The organism is Gordonia sp. 852002-50816_SCH5313054-c, from assembly GCF_001665925.1.
Taxonomy (GTDB): domain Bacteria; phylum Actinomycetota; class Actinomycetes; order Mycobacteriales; family Mycobacteriaceae; genus Gordonia; species Gordonia jacobaea.
On record NZ_LZTE01000080.1, the window covers coordinates 20,048 to 38,983 of the forward strand.

12 protein-coding genes and 1 pseudogene are annotated in these 18,936 nt (G+C 67.8%); 6 read left to right on the forward strand and 7 right to left on the reverse strand.

The annotated features are described in order from the left end of the window. Positions 1 to 20 precede the first annotated feature (20 nt). Positions 21 to 218, forward strand: a complete 198-nt coding sequence (locus A5788_RS21380; RefSeq protein ID WP_005205438.1) for a DUF2613 domain-containing protein — start codon at positions 21 to 23, stop codon at positions 216 to 218. A 112-nt stretch (positions 219 to 330) separates the two neighbouring features. After that, positions 331 to 4,830, forward strand: a complete 4,500-nt coding sequence (locus tag A5788_RS24635; RefSeq protein WP_064907316.1) for an alpha-(1->3)-arabinofuranosyltransferase — start codon at positions 331 to 333, stop codon at positions 4,828 to 4,830. 14 nt (positions 4,831 to 4,844) lie between these two features. Here the strand turns inward: A5788_RS24635 and A5788_RS23635 are convergent. Beyond that, positions 4,845 to 5,918: pseudogene (locus A5788_RS23635) on the reverse strand (acyltransferase family protein); the annotation flags it as partial. 170 nt (positions 5,919 to 6,088) lie between these two features. On the opposite strand from A5788_RS23635, the gene A5788_RS21400 reads away from it, so the two are divergent. Continuing rightward, a complete protein-coding gene (locus tag A5788_RS21400) occupies positions 6,089 to 7,393 on the forward strand; it encodes a DUF3068 domain-containing protein (RefSeq protein ID WP_064866398.1) in 1,305 nt (434 codons plus the stop codon). On the opposite strand, the gene A5788_RS23640 is transcribed toward A5788_RS21400, so the two are convergent. After that, positions 7,275 to 8,561 (reverse strand): lipopolysaccharide biosynthesis protein, encoded by a 1,287-nt coding sequence (locus tag A5788_RS23640; protein ID WP_156525577.1) that lies wholly within the window; start codon positions 8,559 to 8,561, stop codon positions 7,275 to 7,277. The two genes, A5788_RS21400 and A5788_RS23640, sit on opposite strands and share 119 nt — an antisense overlap. A 41-nt stretch (positions 8,562 to 8,602) precedes the next feature. Between A5788_RS23640 and A5788_RS21415 the strand changes: the two genes are divergently transcribed. Both A5788_RS21415 and A5788_RS21420 read left to right on the forward strand, forming a co-directional pair. Further along, positions 8,603 to 9,559 carry an HpcH/HpaI aldolase/citrate lyase family protein gene (locus A5788_RS21415; protein WP_064866396.1) on the forward strand — a complete coding sequence of 319 codons (957 nt, stop codon included), beginning with the start codon at positions 8,603 to 8,605 and terminating at the stop codon, positions 9,557 to 9,559. 44 nt (positions 9,560 to 9,603) lie between these two features. Continuing rightward, positions 9,604 to 11,325, forward strand: coding sequence for a hypothetical protein (locus A5788_RS21420; protein WP_064866394.1), 1,722 nt, complete (start codon positions 9,604 to 9,606; stop codon positions 11,323 to 11,325). Here A5788_RS21420 and A5788_RS21425 read toward each other — a convergent pair. Continuing rightward, a complete protein-coding gene (locus tag A5788_RS21425) occupies positions 11,307 to 12,449 on the reverse strand; it encodes a glycosyltransferase family 4 protein (RefSeq protein WP_064866392.1) in 1,143 nt (380 codons plus the stop codon). The genes A5788_RS21420 and A5788_RS21425 overlap by 19 nt on opposite strands. Positions 12,450 to 12,559: 110 nt before the next feature. On the opposite strand from A5788_RS21425, the gene A5788_RS21430 reads away from it, so the two are divergent. Next, positions 12,560 to 13,288 carry a class I SAM-dependent methyltransferase gene (locus A5788_RS21430; RefSeq protein ID WP_064866420.1) on the forward strand — a complete coding sequence of 243 codons (729 nt, stop codon included), beginning with the start codon at positions 12,560 to 12,562 and terminating at the stop codon, positions 13,286 to 13,288. A 19-nt stretch (positions 13,289 to 13,307) separates the two neighbouring features. Here the strand turns inward: A5788_RS21430 and A5788_RS21435 are convergent, their stop codons facing one another. From A5788_RS21435 to A5788_RS21450, 4 genes are all read right to left on the reverse strand, one after another. Beyond that, complete coding sequence (locus A5788_RS21435) at positions 13,308 to 14,117, reverse strand: hypothetical protein (RefSeq protein ID WP_064866390.1); 810 nt, start codon at positions 14,115 to 14,117, stop codon at positions 13,308 to 13,310. A 212-nt stretch (positions 14,118 to 14,329) separates the two neighbouring features. Continuing rightward, entirely contained in the window at positions 14,330 to 16,888 is a 2,559-nt protein-coding gene (locus A5788_RS21440; protein WP_064866388.1) for an ABC transporter permease, read from the reverse strand. 3 nt (positions 16,889 to 16,891) lie between these two features. After that, positions 16,892 to 17,788, reverse strand: a complete 897-nt coding sequence (locus A5788_RS21445; protein ID WP_064866386.1) for an ABC transporter ATP-binding protein — start codon at positions 17,786 to 17,788, stop codon at positions 16,892 to 16,894. Positions 17,789 to 17,889: 101 nt separating this feature from the next. After that, a complete protein-coding gene (locus tag A5788_RS21450) occupies positions 17,890 to 18,912 on the reverse strand; it encodes an esterase-like activity of phytase family protein (RefSeq protein WP_064866384.1) in 1,023 nt (340 codons plus the stop codon). Between the last annotated feature and the right edge of the window lie 24 nt (positions 18,913 to 18,936).

The following is an 18,936-nucleotide window of genomic DNA, read 5'->3' on the forward strand; positions in this document are numbered from 1 at the left end:
GAAATGGTAGTTTCGTCCGCATGCGCAACAACCGACTGATCGCCGGAGCCGTGGCTGGTATCGCCGGCATCATCGTCGGCCTGGGTGCGGTATTCCTCGGCGGAGCGATCGCGTCGGAGAACAGCCCGTCGACCGATGTCAACAACATCAACCCCAACAGCGGTTTCGTGCAGGGGTCCGTCGACTACGGCTCACGCCAGAACGCCGACGACAAGTGAGCGCACCTCGCATCGGACAATCTCGCATCGAATCACGCGGCATCTGAGGTCCCCCGACCGCTCGGCTGGTAAGGCCCGCTCGGCTGGTGAAGCCCACTCGGCGGATCGGACAATGAGTCGACGCGGCGTCGGCATCGTCTTCGGTGTCGCGCTGATCGTCAGCCTGCTGCAGTCGCCGGGGCGAATCTCCGCCGACACCAAACTCGACCTCACCGCCGACCCTCTCGGCTTCCTGGCACGGGCCGCTCATCTGTGGACGCCGACCGCTCCGATGGGCCAGGTACAGAACCAGGCGTACGGCTACTTCTTCCCGCATGGTGCGTTCTTTGCCGTCGGCGAGTTGGCGCACATTCCTCCGTGGATCACCCAGCGTCTGTGGTGGGCCATCCTGCTGACCGTCGGATTCGTGGGAATCGTGCGTCTCGCCGAACTGCTGCGGATCGGCTCACCGGGTTCCCGGATGCTGGCCGCACTGGTCTTTGTCCTGAGCCCACGAGTGTTGACGACGCTTGGCTCGATCTCGTCGGAGACACTGCCGATGATGCTCGCACCGTGGGTGTTGATCCCGGTGGTGCGAGCGCTCGACGCCGAACGGCCGTCGCCGTACCCGCTGTGGCGCGACGCGTGCCGGTCGGCGGTTGCGGTGGCGCTGATGGGTGCGGTGAACGCCGTGGCCACCCTCGCCGCGCTCGGCGTCGCCGTGGTGTGGTGGGTGATTTCGACAAGCTCAATCAGCGGTCGGGGCTCAATCAGCGGGAAGGGCCACCCGCTGGTCGAGCCGGGCGCGAGCGAAGCGAGCACCCGAGTCGAGACCACTCGCCGTGGCCTGCGCTTCGGCGTCGCGTGGGCGGGCGCGCTGGTGCTCGCGTGCGCGTGGTGGGTGGTGCCGCTGCTGATCCTGTCGCGCGTGTCGCCCCCATTCCTCGACTTCATCGAATCCTCGCGCGTGACAACGGAATGGACGTCGCTCACGGAGGTGCTGCGCGGGACCAGTTCGTGGACGCCATTCGTCTCGCCCGAGCGCGTGGCGGGCGCTGTGCTGACGACGCAACCCGCGGCGGTACTCGCCACCGGGACACTGGCGGCAGCGGGACTTGCCGGACTGTGCATGCGCCGCATGCCGTTTCGAGGACGCTGGGTCACCATCCTCGTCGTCGGCCTCGTCCTGATGTGCGTGGGCTACGCGGGCGGCCTGGGGTCGCCGATCGCCGAACCGATCCGCGCCTTCCTCGACGGTCCCGGCGCCTTCCTCCGCAACATCCACAAGTTCGAGCCGTTCATCAGAATCCCGCTGGTCCTCGGGTTCGCGCATCTTCTCGCCCGCGTGCCACTTCCGAGCACGGCGTCGGCGCGGGAGACGTTCTCCGCGTTCGCCCATCCCGAGCGTTCGCGTCCGGTCGCCGCGACCATGGTCCTCGTCGTCGCCCTGATCGGTGCGGGCTCGCTGGTGTGGACCGGGCAGTTGGCCCCGGACGGCACCTACCGCGCGATCCCCGGATACTGGCAGCAAACCGCCGACTGGCTGCGCGACCATGCCGACGGAGATGACCCAGACGGCAACAATCCCAGCAACTCAGCGCATCCCGGGCGGGCGCTCGTGGTGCCCGGTGCCCCGTTCGCCGATCAGCTCTGGGGACTCACCCGCGACGAACCGCTCCAACCGCTGTCGACGACGCCGTGGGCGGTACGCGATGCGATACCCCTGACACCGCCGGGGGCGATCCGCGCCATGGACTCCGTACAACGCGACATCGCAGCCGGGCGCCCCTCGCCAGGACTTGCCGCGACTCTCGCCGGTCAGGGCATCGACTTCGTTGTTCTACGAGCCGATCTCGACCCGGAGACATCACGGTCGGCCCGCCCCCTGCTAGCCCAACAGACGCTCACGGGTTCCCCGGGTCTCCGCCGTGTCGCTACGTTCGGCCCGCGGGTCGGCCCACCGTCTGCGCGAGGTGTTGTGCGAGACAACGGGTTACGACCCGACATGCCCGCCATTCAGATCTTCGCGGTCGACCACAGCGGCAACCCCGACGCCGCGTCGTTCCCGGGCACCGGTCCGATACTGACCGACACCTCGACCGCAACCCGCATCTCGGGCGGCCCGGAATCGATTGCCGCGGTGCAAGATCTGCGCGCACGACTCGGAATGCCACCACTCGGCCCGTCGCTCCTCGAATCCGACGCCACCCGCGCAGGTCTGGGCGACGCCCCGCTCGTGGTCACCGATACCCCGGCCGACCGCGAAACCGACTTCGGCCGCGTCGACGACCACAGCTCGGCCATCCGGGCACCCGGCGATGCACGCCGAACCCAGAACGCCGCGCCCGACTACCCGGTCGACGGCCAGCCCCTCGTAGAGGGACAGTGGCTTCTCGACAACGCGCCCGGCGAGGTATCGGTCTCCACGTCGGGCTCGGCGTCGGACGCCACCCAGCCGGGCCAGACGTCGCCCGCGAGTTCGCCTGCCGCCGCGTTCGACGGCGACGCGTCGACGGCGTGGGCAAGCAGCGGGCTGTCGTCTGCGGTCGGACAGTGGATGCGCATCGATTTCACCCGTCCGCGAAGCGATCTCGCCGTCCGGCTCACCACCGCGAAGGCGCTCGGCGAGGACGTGTCGTCGATTCTGGTCACCACCGAGGCGGGCACGACCGTCGCGCAGGGTGTCGAGCCGAACAAGCCGGTGACGGTGACCGTGCCCAGCGGCCCGACCCGCTGGATTCAGATCCGCGCCATCAGTACCGAGAATGGCTCTGCCGGAAACCAGTTCGCGCTCGGCGAGGTCGCACTCACCGACCTCTCGTCGGGCATACCGCTCACCATTCGCCACCGCGTGGTGCTGCCGACACTGCAGTCGGATACGAAGGTATCGAGTTGGGTCCTCTCCCAAGAACTCTCGGGTCGCTCGAGCTGTCTGCTCGACAACACCCCGGGTGATCCTGCCACCGATGTCGTGAGATGCGCTGGCGGACTCGGCCTCTCACCCGAGACGCCCGGGGTCATGACGCGCGCGCTGTCGGTGCCACAGCCGACCACCGTCGCACCAGTGATGGTGCTCAGGCCGAAGCCGGGCGACGTACTCGACGCGCTACTTGCTCGTCCGGGAACCGTGACAGCACGTGGCCCGTCGTCGGTGTCGGATACGAGAGGCTCCGCGCAGGCGGCGGTCGACGGCGATCCGACAACCGTGTGGACCGCACGCGACGATGACAAGGACGGTGACAAGCCCGGCCGTAAGTCCCGCCCCCGACTCGACATTTCGCTGCCCACGCCGCAACGCGTCGATCGTCTGCGCCTCGTGCTGCCGCGCGACTATCCCGCGGCACCGACACGCGTGTCGATCGACCTCGGAACCGGCCCACAGGAACGCACGGTCGGAAGTGACGGCGTCGTCGAGCTGAATCCCGCAGTCACCGATCGTATTTCGCTGACAGTGCTTGCACGGCGAGACCTCATCGACGTCAACAGCCTTGGGTTCACCAGCGTCGCACCGACCGGGATAGCCGAGGTGAAGGTAGAACCCGCCCCGCAAGCACCGCCACTCGACGACGAACGCCCGATCTCCGTCGGATGCGACGGCGGCGTGGGGATCACGGTGTCGGGTCAGGTAACCGGAATGAAGATCCAGACCACCGCCGGAGCACTTCGCCGAGGTGAACCGGTGATCGCGACGCCCTGCACGCCGACCATGCGTCTCGGTGCGGGCGAGCAGGAACTGTCGGCGAATCCCGGCAACGCTTTCACTGTCAACACCGTCGGACTCGACGCCGGCGGCGGCTATGGCACACCAGCGTCGTCGAACAGCACTGCTACACAGCCACATTCAAGCGAGATGCCGCGCGTCGTCACGTGGTCGTCGACGTCGCGTTCGGTACAGGTCGACGCCGCGGACGCCGCGCGGCTCCTCGTCGTGCCCGAGAACGAGAATCCCGGATGGGTTGCGCGCCTGGGAGGCACCGGGTCGGGAAGCGCTGGGTCGGGAAGCACCGAGCTGCGGCCGGTCGTCGTGAACGGCTGGCAGCAGGGGTGGGAGGTTCCGGCCGGAGCGTCGGGAACCGTCTCTCTCGAGTTCCGTTACGACACTCCGTACCGCTGGGCGCTGCTCATCGGATTCGTCTTGCTCGCACTGCTTTTCGCGCTTGCCCTGTGGCCGATTCGCACTCGACGAGACCCCGACAAGGCGCCCGAGCCGACCGTCGAGTCGTCGACGCCGCTCGCGGCGTGTGCATGTGCGGGTGTCGGCTGGCTGGCCGCCTCCTGGCTACTGACGGGATGGTGGGGCCTTGCGATCTCCGTCGTCGGCGGCGCAACCGTTGCGGCACTGAGCCCGCGAGCGCGGGTGGTACTGACATTCGTCGCGATGCTGGCGGCGACGATCGGACTCGCGGCGGCGCCGTGGCACGCCGAGTCCGGATACAACGGATTCGCTTGGTGGGTTCAGCTTCCCGCGTTCGTCGCGGTCGCGAGCACCGTCTGGTCGGCACTCGTCTCTGCTGTGCCGGAGTCGTCGCGAGACGCGCTGTCCCGCTGGCTGCGCGCGGCAGGTGTCACTCCGCGGCGCCGCGCTTCCCGAGAGCGCAGCCAGTTGCGCGACGGCTCCTCGACGAACGCGTAACTCGCCGCCGAAATCCCGATACTGAGAACCGCGGTGATGATCCAGACCACCGCGGTGTGGCCGGTGAACGGGACGATCCCGAACAGCCCGAACACCACCGCGAGCACGGCCACATGCCAGATGAAGATGCCGTACGACCACCGCCCGAGCGCGAGCATCACCGGCGAGGTGAGGAACGGGAACGGTCGGTCGGACAGCCGGGACAGCACCCCCGCCCGACCATCCGAGCAGATCAGCGGCGCGAGCAGCGTGAAACCGCAGATCGCCCCCAGCGTGGTCTTCACGGCGAACTGCCACGGCTCGAGATCTCCGAGTCCCGTCGGTCCCGCGAGAGGTGTGCACGCCAGTCCATACGCGACGACGAACACGACGAGCATCAGTCTGCGTCGTGCGCCGACCGCGGCGACAACCCGTGTGAAGCGAGTCGGCTGGCCCAGTTCGTCGGCACCCGCCACCTCGGCGAGCACCAATCCAGCGATGAACCACGGAAGATGCCCGACCACCCAGTTCGTCGGCTCGACGCCGTCGGGTGTCGGAAGGAGTTCGGCGATCCACCCCCAGGTCAGGCTCACCACGCCGAGCGCGACCAGCACCGGGATGCGGGCGGACACGCTGCGGCCGCGCAGTGCGAACAACGCGAATCCCAGAATCGGGAGGAGCAGGTAGAACGCGACCTCGACCGAGAGACTCCACATCTGGGTCAGGCCCGCGGTCAGCGACAGCGGGACAAACACCTGCGTGAGCGTCAGATTGGCGAACCACACCGTCGCGTCGGCGCCCTGCGCTTCGGGCAGCAGAGTCAACACGACGACCACGACCACGAGGTAGGCGGGCCAGATGCGCACCACACGGTGACGCAGGTAGCGGCGTATCGGCGGGTGCGCCGCGTGATCCGACCGGCCCGCACCCGACCAGCCGTGCGCGCTCGCCACCCACGGCCGCCACAGCAGAAACCCCGACAGCGCGAAGAACAGTGCGACGGCGAGATCGAGTCTGCCCAGGATCGGGCCGATCCCCGGCAACGCGACGGCACCCGTCTGGAACGCTACGTGCGTGGTGAGCACCCCGAGTGCAGCAACCGCACGCATGCCCTCCAACTGCGGAAAGAACCTGCGCGCCGGGCCACTCGACGACGAGGTGATCTGCGTCGTCGATGGCTCTGGCACCAGCCCAGGATACGGACCTTCGCACGACGCGTATGCGGCCACCGAACCGGCACCCGACAGGCGAACAGCACCCGAACAGTAGTGTCGTGCCCATGTCGCAGGCCCGGACCCCGAGTTCACCCACCCCGGGCGCCCCGACCGCGAGCCGATTCAGCACGGCCGATCTCATCGGGCCGACCCTCATCTTTCTCGGCGCATTCCTGATCGCGGTGACCATCGCGTTGCCGACGCTGTTCGTCGATCGCCTCCGCACCATCCCGCTCAGCACCGATCAGACAACGGTGTCGACGGCCGGAATGTCCGACGACGAGCACGCGCAGATCCTCGACCGATGCTCGCTGAACACACCGCGCGCACGTGTCCTCGACGCGACGCTCGTACGCCAGCAACGTGTCGTCGCGGTGCGTCCCGCCGATGCACGACGGGTCACACTGCAGGCAGGCGCATCGGTGCAGGCCGACCGCATCTGGCTCGACGGGAAGGAATCCGAGTCCGACGCCGCTCGACCGGGCAGCGAGGTCGCGCCCACCGAGGGCGCCGACGCGTGCACGTCGCCGACGGTGTCGGCTGTCCGGGACCGCGTCACGCTGAACCGTCGCTCGGCGCTGCCCGACCTCGGGGCCGTCGGCGGAACGCGGGGCAACTCCGAGATTCAGTACGACAGCAACTCCGCGCCGGTCCAGGCGTCGGATCGTCGTGGCTACACCTACGTGCTGCCCTTCGATCCGCCGACGTCGGGCGCCCGGTACTTCGACGTCACCACGCGTCGAACCGTGCCACTCGTCGACGCCGGGGAGTCGCAGGTGGGCGGCCGTACCGCGATCCGGTACCGCGCCGAGATCCCCGACACCGACCTCGCCGCCATTGGCTCGGGCACGCCCTCGGGCACCCCGGCCACGCGCATCACGCGACCGGCGTCGTGGTTCGGCATCACCGACGGTGACCCGAACCGACAACTCACCGCGACCCTGCACCATCGGGCTAAGTGGGACATCTCGGTCGACGCCGCGACCGGCGTGATCCTCGACGAACGCGTCGACGTCGAACAGACCTATCGCGTTGCCGGTTCTGATGGATCTCAAGGCCCAGACTCGGGTGTCGCAGACTCGGGTGTCGCGCTCACCAACCTGCGCGCGACGTTCGGCTTCGACGGCTCGACGCAGCGCGCGATGGCCGACGACGCGGCGTCGCTCGCCGGGCCCGTCACGATCTGGGGGCGCGTGGTGCCCCTGATCGCGGGAATCGTCGGTGCGCTGGCGCTGATCGCGGGTGCGCTGCTCACGTTCCCGGGTCGGTGGCAGCGCTGGGTCGACGATCGCCCGCCTCGTCGTCGGAGGCACGACGACCAACCGCACCGTCGGACACACGACGATCCGGAGTCCGATGCGAAACCTTAAGGGCCACAAGAGTCGTCGTGACCGCGGAGACTGTCGCGGCGACAGCGGCGATCACCGCGAGCCGCATCACGCTGTGCCCGAGCAGAAGGATCGCGGCCGCCTCCATGGCAAGGAAGAGCCAGGCGAGGATCGAAATGCGGGTGCGGTCGTGCGCAATGGCCGCGAGCAGGGCAACCTGTAGCACCGCGAACGCCGCGCCGGTGTAGGCGAACAGTCCGAGCAGGTCGGTCAACTCCCGATAGTCGTCGCCGATAAGCGTGGGCAGCAGTGGGCCGGCGAGGGCGCCGAGCACCGTGATCACCAACCCGATCGCGGCAACCACCCCGACTGCCTGCCGCAGTGACCGACCAGACGACGCCGGGTCGGCGAGTTGCGGATAAAAGACAACGCCGACCGCCTGTGGCAACCAGAAGGCCACTTTCGTCGCGATGGCACCGAAGGCGTAGACGCCCGCATCACGCGGGTCGAGGACGGTGCGCGAGAGCAGCACGTCGAGCGAGACCGCGACGACGAGCACCAGTTGCACCTGCGACGCCCGGACGACGGTCGACAGGCCGGCACCCGGCAGTCCGGCACCAGCCGTGCTCCCGGCAGGCATGCGCGCACGGGCAAGGCCCCACACGACCGCAGCGGCGACGGCGGTCCCCACCGCTCCGGCGAGCAGCGCTCCTGCCGGTCCGGCGCCCGCGGCCAGTGCCGCGATCGTCGGAGCAGCGCGCACCACCCCGACCGCCGCGAGGACGACCCCGAGCGTTCGGAATCGTCGACGCCCCTGCAGCACACCCTGACCACCGCCGACGACGGTCAGCAGCGGCGCGGCCGCCAGCCCTGCCGCGGTAAGCGTCCACGACGTCGACGCGACCGCGGATACGACCGGGACGGCGATGACCGCAAGTACCGCGACGGCGAGCGCACACCGCATGGTGAGAGTACGTATCCGCAGGTCATCGCGGCCATGAACGACTTCGCGCGCAACCACGGCCTGCAGCGCGAGCGCGGGAACGGTGAGCACCAACTGTGCCGAGAGCGCGACGGCCAGTTCGCCGTACTCCGCGGGCGTCAGCCACCAGCGGCCAGCACCGAGATGGACCGCGTACGCGCAGACGTTCGCGAGCATCGAACCGACAGCAACCCACCCGACTGCATCGACGACGGGGGAACGCACCATGTGGTCAAGTGTGCCTCTCCGGTGTGAAACGATAGACAGCGATGTATGACCAGAACACGCAGACCGACGTCGAGAGCACCGACGTCGGCTTTCGCATCGACCCGGTTCTCGCGCGTAGCTGGCTGTTGGTCAACGGCGCCCAGCACAATCGATTCGCACACGCTGCGCGGTCGCGCGCCGACATCGTCGTGCTCGATATCGAGGATGCGGTCGCTCCCAAGGACAAGCTCACCGCGCGCGACAACGTCGTCCAATGGTTGACCAGCGATCCCGGCTCCGGCCCCGACGGCAACCCCCTTCCCGGCGGCGCAGGCGACTGGGTGCGTGTCAACGGCTTCGGTACGCCGTGGTGGGCCGACGACCTCGAGGCGCTCTCGAAGACCCCGATCGGCGGCGTGATGCTCGCGATGGTCGAGTCCGTCGACCACGTCACCGAGACCGCCAAGCGGCTCCCCGACGTGCCGATCGTCGCACTGGTCGAGACGGCACGCGGGCTCGAACGCATCAGTGAGATCGCGTCGGCGAAGGGCACCTTCCGGCTGGCGTTCGGTATCGGAGACTTCCGCCGCGACACCGGCTTCGGCGACAACCCGATGACCCTGGCGTACGCGCGCTCGCGGTTCACCATCGCGGCGAAGGCGGCACACCTACCCAGCGCCATCGACGGCCCCACGGTGGGATCGAGCGCACTCAAGCTCAGTGAGGCGACGGCCGTCAGCGTCGAATTCGGCATGACCGGCAAGATCTGTCTGACACCTGATCAGTGCGCTCCGGTGAACGAGGGCCTCACACCGTCGATCGACGAGATCACCTGGGCGAAAGAGTTCTTCGCCGAGTTCGAGGCCGACGGCGGCGAGATCCGCAACGGCTCCGACCTTCCCCGCATCGCCCGCGCGACCAAGATCCTCGACCTCGCCCGCGCGTACGGGGTGACCGGCACGGAGTACGAGGTCGATCCCGGGCACGCGTCGGCACCGTCGGACACCTACCACTACTGAGTTCGCCGGACTCAGATCACCGGACCCAGATCACACGGCACGCCATGCACCGGTTGCTGCCGACGCTCTGGGTGATCAGCGCAGCGTTGACCGCGCTGATCCTCGGTCCGCTGCTGCGCCCGGGATATCTGCTCTACCGCGACGCGGTGTCGACGCCCCGGTCGTACGTGACCGACACGACGTTGGGGATCGGCGACCTACCACCGCGTGCCGTTCCGCAGGATTGGGCTGTGGCACTGGGGAGTTCGGTGGTCGACGGCGGATTCCTCGTCACGGCAATCCTGTTCGCGGCACTGACCGTAGGCGGCGTCGGATACGGCAGACTTGCGGCGCATCTCGTACCCGGCGCCGGCCGGACCGGCGCCGTCGCGGCCACGATCGTCTCGTTGTGGAATCCCTTTGTCGCAGAACGACTTCTCCAGGGCCACTGGGGGCTTCTCGTCGGGTACGGCGCGCTGGGATGGATCGCGCTGGCCGCTGCGCAATACCGTGACACAGCGTCGATGCGCCGCTGGTGTGTATTGGCGGCACTTCTCGCCGTCGCCGGATTCACGCCGAGCGGTTCACTTTTCGGCCTCGTGGTTGCAGTGGTCTGCGTCCGCGCGCGGCCGCTGATCGGGGTGCTGGCGGCGTGGGTGTTGTCGGCGCTGCCGTGGCTGGTGGCCGCGCTGCTGACCTCTGCGTCGACCTCGACGGACGGCACTGCGGGGGTGCGCGCCTTCGGGTTACGGTCCGAACCAGGGCTCGGACCGCTCGGAACTGTGCTGGGTCTCAGCGGTATCTGGAACGCCGACGCCGCACCTGCGAGCCGCACGTTCTGGTGGGCAGCGGTCGCGACGGTCTGCCTGATCGCAGTCGTCGGGGTCGGGTCGATCACGTTGTGGCGCAGGCGCGAACTGCTTGTCGACGCTCCCCTCGTACGAGCGCTGGCCGTGCTCGGTGTTGTGGTGGTTGTTGGTCTGGCGATCACGGCCTTCGGACCGGGCAGCGGCGCGCTCGCGGGGGTCGTCTCCGCGATCCCGGGCGGTGGGCTGCTGCGCGATTCGTCGAAGTTCGTGGCGCTGGTGATGCCTATCGTCGCGGTGGCGAGCGCTGCCGCGGTGTGGCGGTTACGTGACCTCGTCCCTTCGGGTTTCGCGCTCGCGGCGGTGGTTCTTCTCGTGGTGGCACCGCTGCCCGACCTTGCGTGGGGAGTCGGCGGACGACTCTCGACGGTGCAGTATCCCGACGATTGGGCGCGCGTTGCGCAACTCGTTCCCGCCGACGCGGGCGACGTCGCGCTATGGCCTCCCGGCACCGTGCGGCAGTACCCCTTCACCGACTCGCCATCACTCGATCCGGCCGCACGCATGCTGCGCGCGCCCGTCGTCGAATCGGGCGAACTCGTCGTCGACGGCGCGACCGTCGACGAGGCGACACCGCGCGCACAGCAGGTGACCGAAGCGCTGCGCACCGGTGGTGACCCGATAACTCTCGCTCGGCTCGGCGTCGGCTGGGTGCTCGTCGAAAATCTCTCGGGCACAGCTCAACCCGATGTACCGGCCACGCTGGCCGACCGCGCGGACGTCGTCTTCCGCGGCCACGATCTCGTCCTGTTCCGTATCGCCGACCCGACCGACGTCGGCGACGCCTCCAGCGCAGCGCGCGTAACGGCCTACGCGGCACACCTTGTTTGGGCTGCGCTGATCATCTGCGGCGGTGTGGCTACGCTGTGGCCGCTAGGGCGCCGCCGGGCTCGCAGTGAGGTTCAGCCGCGCGAGGACTGATCGAAGACCGACATGAAGCCGTCGGCCGTCGCCGACCACGAATAACGTTGCGCGCGTTCGCGTGCGGCCACTCCGAGGCGGTTGCGTTCGGCAGGATTGTCGAGGAGTTTTCTTGTGGCGGAGAGCATCTCGTCGACGCCGTCGACCAGTAGTCCGGTCTCGGCGTCGTCGATCGATTCCGCGAGTCCGGTGGCGTGGCGGTAGCCGATGGTCGGCACACCCATCTGTGCCGCTTCGATCACCGCGAGTCCCCACCCCTCCTTACGCGAGGGCATCAGGTGCACGTCAGCCTCCGCGAGGACCTGATACTTGCGTTCGTTCGACACGTGCCCGTGGAAAGTCACAAGACGCTCGACACCGAGTTCGCTTGCAGCCGAACGCAATCGAGACGACCACCAACCGTCGCCGATGACGTCGAGATGCACATCACGCTCACCCGCGCGGTGCAGGTCGGCAAGAACCCGCAGCGCATCCTCGACCTGCTTGTGCGGTACGAGACGCGAGAGCACACACAGCCGAGCCGGCCCGTGATCGTCACGCAGTACCGGCACCGCCAAGTCAGGCGTCGGGTCGATTCCGTTGTGCACCACGGTGATCCGGTCGTCGTCGACACCGAGTTCGACGAGCTCGCGCGCCGACGGCGCCGACACCGTCACATACCGGTTGCGACGGTGGACCCGCGGCGACACCCGCGACTCGAGGAACCATCCCAGTCTGCCGAGGAGTCGGCCGGCCACCGGCCACTGCTCTCGGTGACAGTGATGCACGAGCACGATGGTCGGCGACGACGAGACCAGTGTCGCGAAGAACGGGATGCCGTTCTGTGTGTCGACGATGGCGACGGGCGAGACTCCCGCGAGCGGACCGAAGCCCAGCCGACCGGCGAGGAGCACGGCCAGGATCGCCGGATACACGGTGATCCGACCCCCTGCGCGTACGAAGCGCATGCCGTCGCGGTCCTCGGTGCGCAAGGCACCCGGGTACGTCGACGTCAGGTAGGTGACGCGCATTCCGCGTCGAGAGAGTTCCGCACCGACCCGCTCGAGGTAGGTTTCGCTGCCTCCACCCTGGGGGTGGCGGGTATCGCGCCAGCACAGCAGCACGACGTCGGACGGGGTGTTCATCGCCGACAATGCTACGCACCCACCCCGGTAGCATCTCCGACGTGCCGCGACCGAGAACGACCAAAGACTCCTCGACGGCGGGCTCGACCACGACACGTGCCGACGCCGGGATGGCCCGAATCGCCACGCTCGCACGCGCGGCGGGGCTGCTCAACGACTTCCGCTTCGAGCAGTCCGATCCCGCCCGCTTCTACCGCGCCCTCGCCGACGACACCGCCGACCTCGTGGGCGCCTTCGCCGAGCTCGACGGTGCCGTGGTGCTCGACGTCGGCGGCGGTCCCGGCTACTTCGCCGATGCGTTTCGCCAGCGCGGGGCGTCGTACCTGTCTGTGGAACCCGACCCGTCCGAAATGCACGCGGGCGGTCTGGAACATCGGGGATCGGTGCGGGCGTCGGGCCAGGAGTTGCCGTTCGCCGATGGCTCTATCGACATCTGCATCTCGTCGAACGTCGTCGAACACACGCCTGCGCCGTGGGAGATGGCCGACGAGATGCTGCGGGTGACACGTCCCGGCGGCATCGTGATCGTCAGCTACACGCTGTGGTGGGGTCCGTTCGGTGGACACGAGATGGGTCTGCGGCACTACTTCGGCGGCGCCCGGGCCGCGCGCTGGTACACGCGGCGCAACGGGCATCCGCCGAAGAACCTGTTCGGGACGTCGCTGTTTGCCGTGACCGCCGACGACGGTCTGCGGTGGGCTCGGTCCCGACGCGGCCGCGCACGGCTGGTCGCGGCCTTCCCGCGCTACCTGCCGAGCTGGGCGTGGTGGGTGCTGCGCATACCGCTGGTGCGCGAGGTTGCGGCCACGAACCTGGTGCTGGTGCTCGAGCCGCGCTGAGGCTTGGGCGCCCCTGTGCTCAGCCGAGCCCCGCTGCGCAGCGCAGTGTGCCGCCGTTGCTGGTCGCCGAGGCGAGCAGTTCCTCACCGCGAAGGATGTTGCAGGTCACCGGGCCACGCACGACGACTGCGGTCAGTTCCGCGTCGGTGCCCGTGACTGTGGCCTGCCGTGACCACGGGGTTCCGGTCGCCGCGACGATCTCGTAGTCGTTGCCCTTGCGGAACCGCAGTGCGACGACGTCGCCGTTGCCGGTGATCTGGTAGGTCACCGCCCCTGCCGCCGGCGCGGGTGTTGTCGTGGTGGTGGTCTCCTCGGTGGTGGTTTCCTCGGTCGTCGTCGTGGTGGGTGTCGTAGTCACCGTGGTGGTCGCGGGCGCGGTGGTCGCGGCCGTGCCGCCGTCGCCTCCGGAACTGCGGATGATCGCATAGGCGACTACGGCGATCAGAGCGATGACCGCGATGATCGCCACCACCAGGATCGCGGTGCGTTTCCCGCCGCCCGACGAGTCGGGGTCCTGCCCTGGCTGCTGCTCGTTCCCGTAGCCCTGCCGGCCGTACTCCTGGTTGCCGTAGCCCTGCTGGCCGTAGCCCTGGTCGGGGTAGCCCTGCTGGCCGTAGCCCTGGTCGGGATAGCCCTGGTCGCCGTAGTGCTGCTGGTCGCCGTAGTGCTGCTGGTCCCCGTACGGCTGGTTGGCGTAGGGATCGTGCTGCGAGTAGGCCTCGGTGCGCGCCGTCGGGTCGCCGCCCGCCGAAGGGTCCTCGTTGGGGTCGAACGCCCGGGTGTGCGGGTGCTCGGCCGGGTCGTTCGGGTCCTCGGGTGGTCGCGTCATGGCGCCGATTGTGCCAAACCGCCTGTCGCCACATGTGGGACTGGTCCAAGACCTCTCACTGTGGACAGCACAGCTTCGGCGAACAGGCCGCGCCGTGTGCCAGCTCGATCCGTATGACAGTCAGCGCCGATTCCGGGCGGAACGTCATACGGATCGCTGGACATCTGCGCGCCCGGGCTCGCCGCCCGGGGCTCGCCGCCCGGGCTCGGCGCTCACGCCTCGGCGATCGCCTCGAGTGGTCGGGTGCGGGCGGCGCGGTTGGCGGGCCACAGCGCGGCGAGCACTCCGACGACGCCCGCTCCGATCAGGGTCACGACGATGAGCGTCCACGGCAGGACCGGATCGCCGAGTCCCCAGCGCGCAAGCGTGCGCACCAGCGCCCACCCGACGACCACGCCGATCACCACACCGACGAGCGCACCGTATATGGCGATGAACACCGACTCGAGGTAGATGCTGCGTCGAACCTGACCGCGCACCATGCCGACGGCTCGGAGCATTCCGATCTCGCGGCGTCGCTCCACCACCGACAGCGCCAGCGTGTTGACGATGCCGAGGATCGCGATGACCAATGCCAACCCGAGCATGGCGTACAGGACGCCGAGCATCTGGTCGATCTGCTGCGACACACTGCTCTTGAACTGTTCACGATCCTGCACCTGCACCGTGAGGTACGAACTGGTCGCGTTCTCGAGATCTGTTCGTAGCGTTGACGAGTCGACGCCGGGCTTCGCCTTGACGAACACTCCGAAGCTCATCCGCGCAGGCTCGGGCATCAGTGACTCGTAGACCTTGCTGCCAACGAGCCACGGCTGCAACGTCTCGTTGTCGGCGTACACGCCGTCGACCCGCGTGGGAACCTGCTGACCGAGCGACGAGGTGAAAGTGACTGTGTCACCACGCTTCCAGCCCCTGTCGTTGCTTGTTCGCTGGCTGACGAACATCCCGTTGTCCGGGAGTCTGTCCGACGCACCGTCGAGCATGTCGATGTTGGTGACGGAACTGATCTGGCCGCCGAGTGGCGAGAAGCCACTGACCTTGGTGTCGCCGACCCGCGCCTGCGCCACACCGAAACTGACCGAATCCTCGACGCCCTTCACACCTTTCACGGCTTCGGCGACGGCTGGCGAGATCGGCAGGTTGTTGGTGCCGGTCACGATGTAGTCGGCGGTGATTCCCGTGTCGACGGCGGTGTCGACGGTGCCCTTGAATGATGTGCCGAGCGTGCCGATCACAGCCACGAGGATCAGCCCGAGTGTCAGCGCGAAGGCTGTCGCGGAGCTGCGTCGTGGATTGCGCATCGCGTTGGTGCGGGCCAGGTAGCCGATCGACCCGAAGGGTGCGCCGATCACTCGTCCGAGCACACCGACGACGGGCTGCAGTAATGCCGGGCCCGCGAGTACGGCCGCCAGAATCGCGGCGCCCGCGCCGAGACCGACGACGATCGCACGCAGCATGCCCTCCCCCATGGCACCCCACACGATCGCGACGACGGCGATCACACCGAACACCACTCCTGCGATCGTGCGGTTTCGCAACGACGACGCGCGCTCGGCGTCGCTGGCGCGCATCGCCTCGACGGGCGGCACTCGGGCCGCACGCACCGCGGGAACCCACGCGCTGACCATCGTGACCACGACGCCGACGAACAGTGCCGCGAGTACCGCCCACACACTCACGTTGAGCGACGCCTGCGGCAGCCCCGACGTCGACGACGTGATGGCCTTGAGCGCAGCCGCCAGCCCGATGCCGACACCGAGACCGACGAGTCCACCGATCACACCGACGACGAACGCTTCGAACAACACCGATCGCGACACCTGGCGCTCGGTGGCACCCACCGCACGCAGCAATGCGAGCTCCCGATTGCGTTGCGCCACAATCATCGAGAAGGTGTTGTAGATGATGAATGTGCCGACCACCAGACCGATGGCGGCGAAGGCGAGCAGGATGCCGGTGAAGATTGTGAGGAACTGGTTAACGCGGTCCTTCTCGTCCTGGCGCACCTGATCGCCGGTACGGACCTTGAGCGCATCCGACGCGAGGAGCTTCTGGACGCGATCGCGCAGTTCGGTGTCGCTGACGCCCGCGACGGCGGACATGTCGACGGTCGCGACATGCTCACCGTCGGAGAGCAGTTGGCTTGCCGCTTCGCGTTCGAACTGCACGTTCACGAATCCGCCGGTGTCGCCCGTGAGCTGGCTGATACCCACGACCGTGACGTCCATTGGCTGGCTCGAGCCCTGTCCGACAACCACTTTCGTCTGCGAACCGACCTTGAGATCACCCTTCTCCGCCGCCGATTCGTTGAGGACCACTTCCTGGTATCCGGTCGGTGCACGTCCGCCGGGCAGCAGCTTTCCGTCGTCGGGAGACAGCGACTCGTTCGGCGGAATGTACGCCGAACCAATGCTCGGCGCCCCGCCGGTTTGCAGTGCCTTGCCGCTCGAATCGGCAATGGTCACCAGGCCCGAGTAGTTGGTCGACAGCTTGTCGATACCGAGCTGTTTCTTCTGTGAGTTCAGTTGGTCGACAACCGACTTCGACACCCCGGCGGAGTTCGAATCCTCCGGGGTCACTTCGACGGACACACCGGGTGCGGCGTTGTCGAAGATCGAGTTGAAGGCCTGCGAGATGGTCGACGTGAACACGATCGACCCCGCGACGAACGCGGTACCCAACACGATCGAGAAGACCGTCAGCGCAAGTCGCAGTTTGTGCGCACCCAGATTGCGCAGCGATACCTTCCGCATCACCGAGGACGAGGCCATGTGTCAGCCCGCCTGCGTCGAATCCGCACCGGACCCGGCGTCCGCAGCGTGCCGGCCGACGCCGGATTCGGGTGCGACAGAGCCGGATTCGTGCTTGCCCAGTTCTGCGCCGACAGTCACATCAGCAGTCGCACCGGCATCCGAGCCGGAATCGCCTGCGGGAACGTCGTCGAGGTTCTTCATCACCTCGAACACGTCGTCGGCCGTTGGCCGAGGTAGTTCGCGGACGATCTTGCCGTCGGCGAGGAAGACGACGCGGTCGGCGTACGACGCCGCTCGCGGGTCGTGCGTCACGATGACGACGGTCTGACCGAACTCGTCGGTCGCCGCACGCAGGATGGACAGCACCTCTCCCGACGAACGAGAGTCGAGGTTTCCGGTCGGTTCGTCACCGAAGATGATCGCGGGCCTCCCGACGAGTGCACGCGCACAGGCGACACGCTGTTGCTGACCGCCGGAGAGCTCGCTGGGCAGGTGATCGAGTCGGTCGCCGATACCGAGTCGGCTGATCACCGTGTCGTACCAATCCTTGTCGACCTTGCGCCCTGCGATGTCGGACGGCAGCGTGATGTTCTCAGCGGCGGTCAGAGTCGGGACGAGGTTGAACGACTGGAACACGAAGCCGATGCGGTCACGTCGCAGCAGCGTCATCTTCTTGTCGGACAGGCCCGTCAGATCTGTGTCGCCGATGTGGACGTGACCGCTGGTCGCGACGTCGAGTCCGGCGAGGCAATGCATCAGGGTCGACTTCCCCGAGCCGGACGGCCCCATGATGGCGGTGAACTCGCCGGACCGGAACGACAGCGTGACGCCACGCAGTGCGTGGACCTCCGTGTCACCTGATCCGTAAGTTTTGACGAGATCCTCGGCGCCCGCGCTCGCGCCCTGCTCTGATGTCATGGCTTAACCGTGCCAAAAATGGCACCGCATTGCCATCGGGTGATTCCCCTACAGTGTTTCCCCACAACACCCTGAGATCTCAGGGTTGCCGCGACGACGCGTCAGCGGGGCAGCTGGACCTCGAAGGAGTGCACCCTGGTCGGCCCGGCGAAGGCGTTGTTCGTGACGACGAACAAAGTGCGGGTGCGGAAGTCCTGCCACGGCAGATCGGGCTGCCAGTTACCCCACGCCATCGACGACATATTGCCCGTCGAGAGTCGGGGTGTGCCGTCGGTGTTGAAGATCGACTGCTTGGGCATCGGCTTCTCGGCACCCGAGAGGTTGGCCCTCCCGCCGACCTGATCGGCGCCACGGGTCGTCGCCCAGTAGATCGCCGTGCTGCGGCCTTTACCGCGCTCGAGGACGAGGAAGTCGGTGTTGTTGACCGCGAGGACGTCGGCAGCGTTCTTACCCGGATCGGTGCGATACACGAACTCGGAGTTCGTCTTTCCGAACGTCAGCAACCGCGCCGACGTTGCGGGGTCCTGACGGAGACCTCCCGCCGTGATCACGCTGATCTGCCCGCGTGGTCCCACAGCGACGCCGGTGAGTCCACGCTGACCGGCAAGACCCGACTTCTTCGATGGCCGCCACGCCGCGGGCAGCCCGAGGTCACGAATGTAGGTGGCCACCGGCCCGGCGCTCTGCAGACGCACGAACTGATGGTCGCCACCACTGACGACGACGTAACCACCGCTCGTGGCGCGGATTCCCTCGTACTGTGCCGAACCCGGCAGCGGCGGAATGTTGCCAGGGCCCAGCAGCACACCGCCGCCGTCGATTCCGGGATTCGACGTGAAGCCCGCGGCACCCGAGGTGTAGCTGAACTGGCTCGTGAAGAAGCGTGCTGGTCCGCCGCGGCCGACGTCGGTCGAGATCATCGCGAATCGGTTGGCGCCGATCCGATCGATGCCCGAGATCGCTCCGAACGTCGGTACGCCACTGACGTAAGCAGTGTCGGTGTAGCGCGCGATGATCGGCGTCGCAGAATGCGCAGTTCCGGCGGACATACCGGATATGCCGAGGAGAACTGATGTACCCAAAAGCGCAGAGACGACCGTTGCCCCCCACGAGCGAAGACTCATAGGGGGCAACGATACCTCAGTTAC

Excerpts from the sequence above, each read along its gene's own strand:
- A5788_RS21380 (WP_005205438.1), top strand. The coding sequence starts at position 21 with ATGCGCAACAACCGACTGATCGCCGGAGCCGTGGCTGGTATCGCCGGC.
- A5788_RS24635 (WP_064907316.1), top strand. The coding sequence starts at position 331 with ATGAGTCGACGCGGCGTCGGCATCGTCTTCGGTGTCGCGCTGATCGTC.
- A5788_RS21400 (WP_064866398.1), top strand. The coding sequence starts at position 6,089 with ATGTCGCAGGCCCGGACCCCGAGTTCACCCACCCCGGGCGCCCCGACC.
- A5788_RS23640 (WP_156525577.1), bottom strand. The coding sequence starts at position 8,561 with ATGGTGCGTTCCCCCGTCGTCGATGCAGTCGGGTGGGTTGCTGTCGGT.
- A5788_RS21415 (WP_064866396.1), top strand. The coding sequence starts at position 8,603 with ATGTATGACCAGAACACGCAGACCGACGTCGAGAGCACCGACGTCGGC.
- A5788_RS21420 (WP_064866394.1), top strand. The coding sequence starts at position 9,604 with ATGCACCGGTTGCTGCCGACGCTCTGGGTGATCAGCGCAGCGTTGACC.
- A5788_RS21425 (WP_064866392.1), bottom strand. The coding sequence starts at position 12,449 with ATGAACACCCCGTCCGACGTCGTGCTGCTGTGCTGGCGCGATACCCGC.
- A5788_RS21430 (WP_064866420.1), top strand. The coding sequence starts at position 12,560 with ATGGCCCGAATCGCCACGCTCGCACGCGCGGCGGGGCTGCTCAACGAC.
- A5788_RS21435 (WP_064866390.1), bottom strand. The coding sequence starts at position 14,117 with ATGACGCGACCACCCGAGGACCCGAACGACCCGGCCGAGCACCCGCAC.
- A5788_RS21440 (WP_064866388.1), bottom strand. The coding sequence starts at position 16,888 with ATGGCCTCGTCCTCGGTGATGCGGAAGGTATCGCTGCGCAATCTGGGT.
- A5788_RS21445 (WP_064866386.1), bottom strand. The coding sequence starts at position 17,788 with ATGACATCAGAGCAGGGCGCGAGCGCGGGCGCCGAGGATCTCGTCAAA.
- A5788_RS21450 (WP_064866384.1), bottom strand. The coding sequence starts at position 18,912 with ATGAGTCTTCGCTCGTGGGGGGCAACGGTCGTCTCTGCGCTTTTGGGT.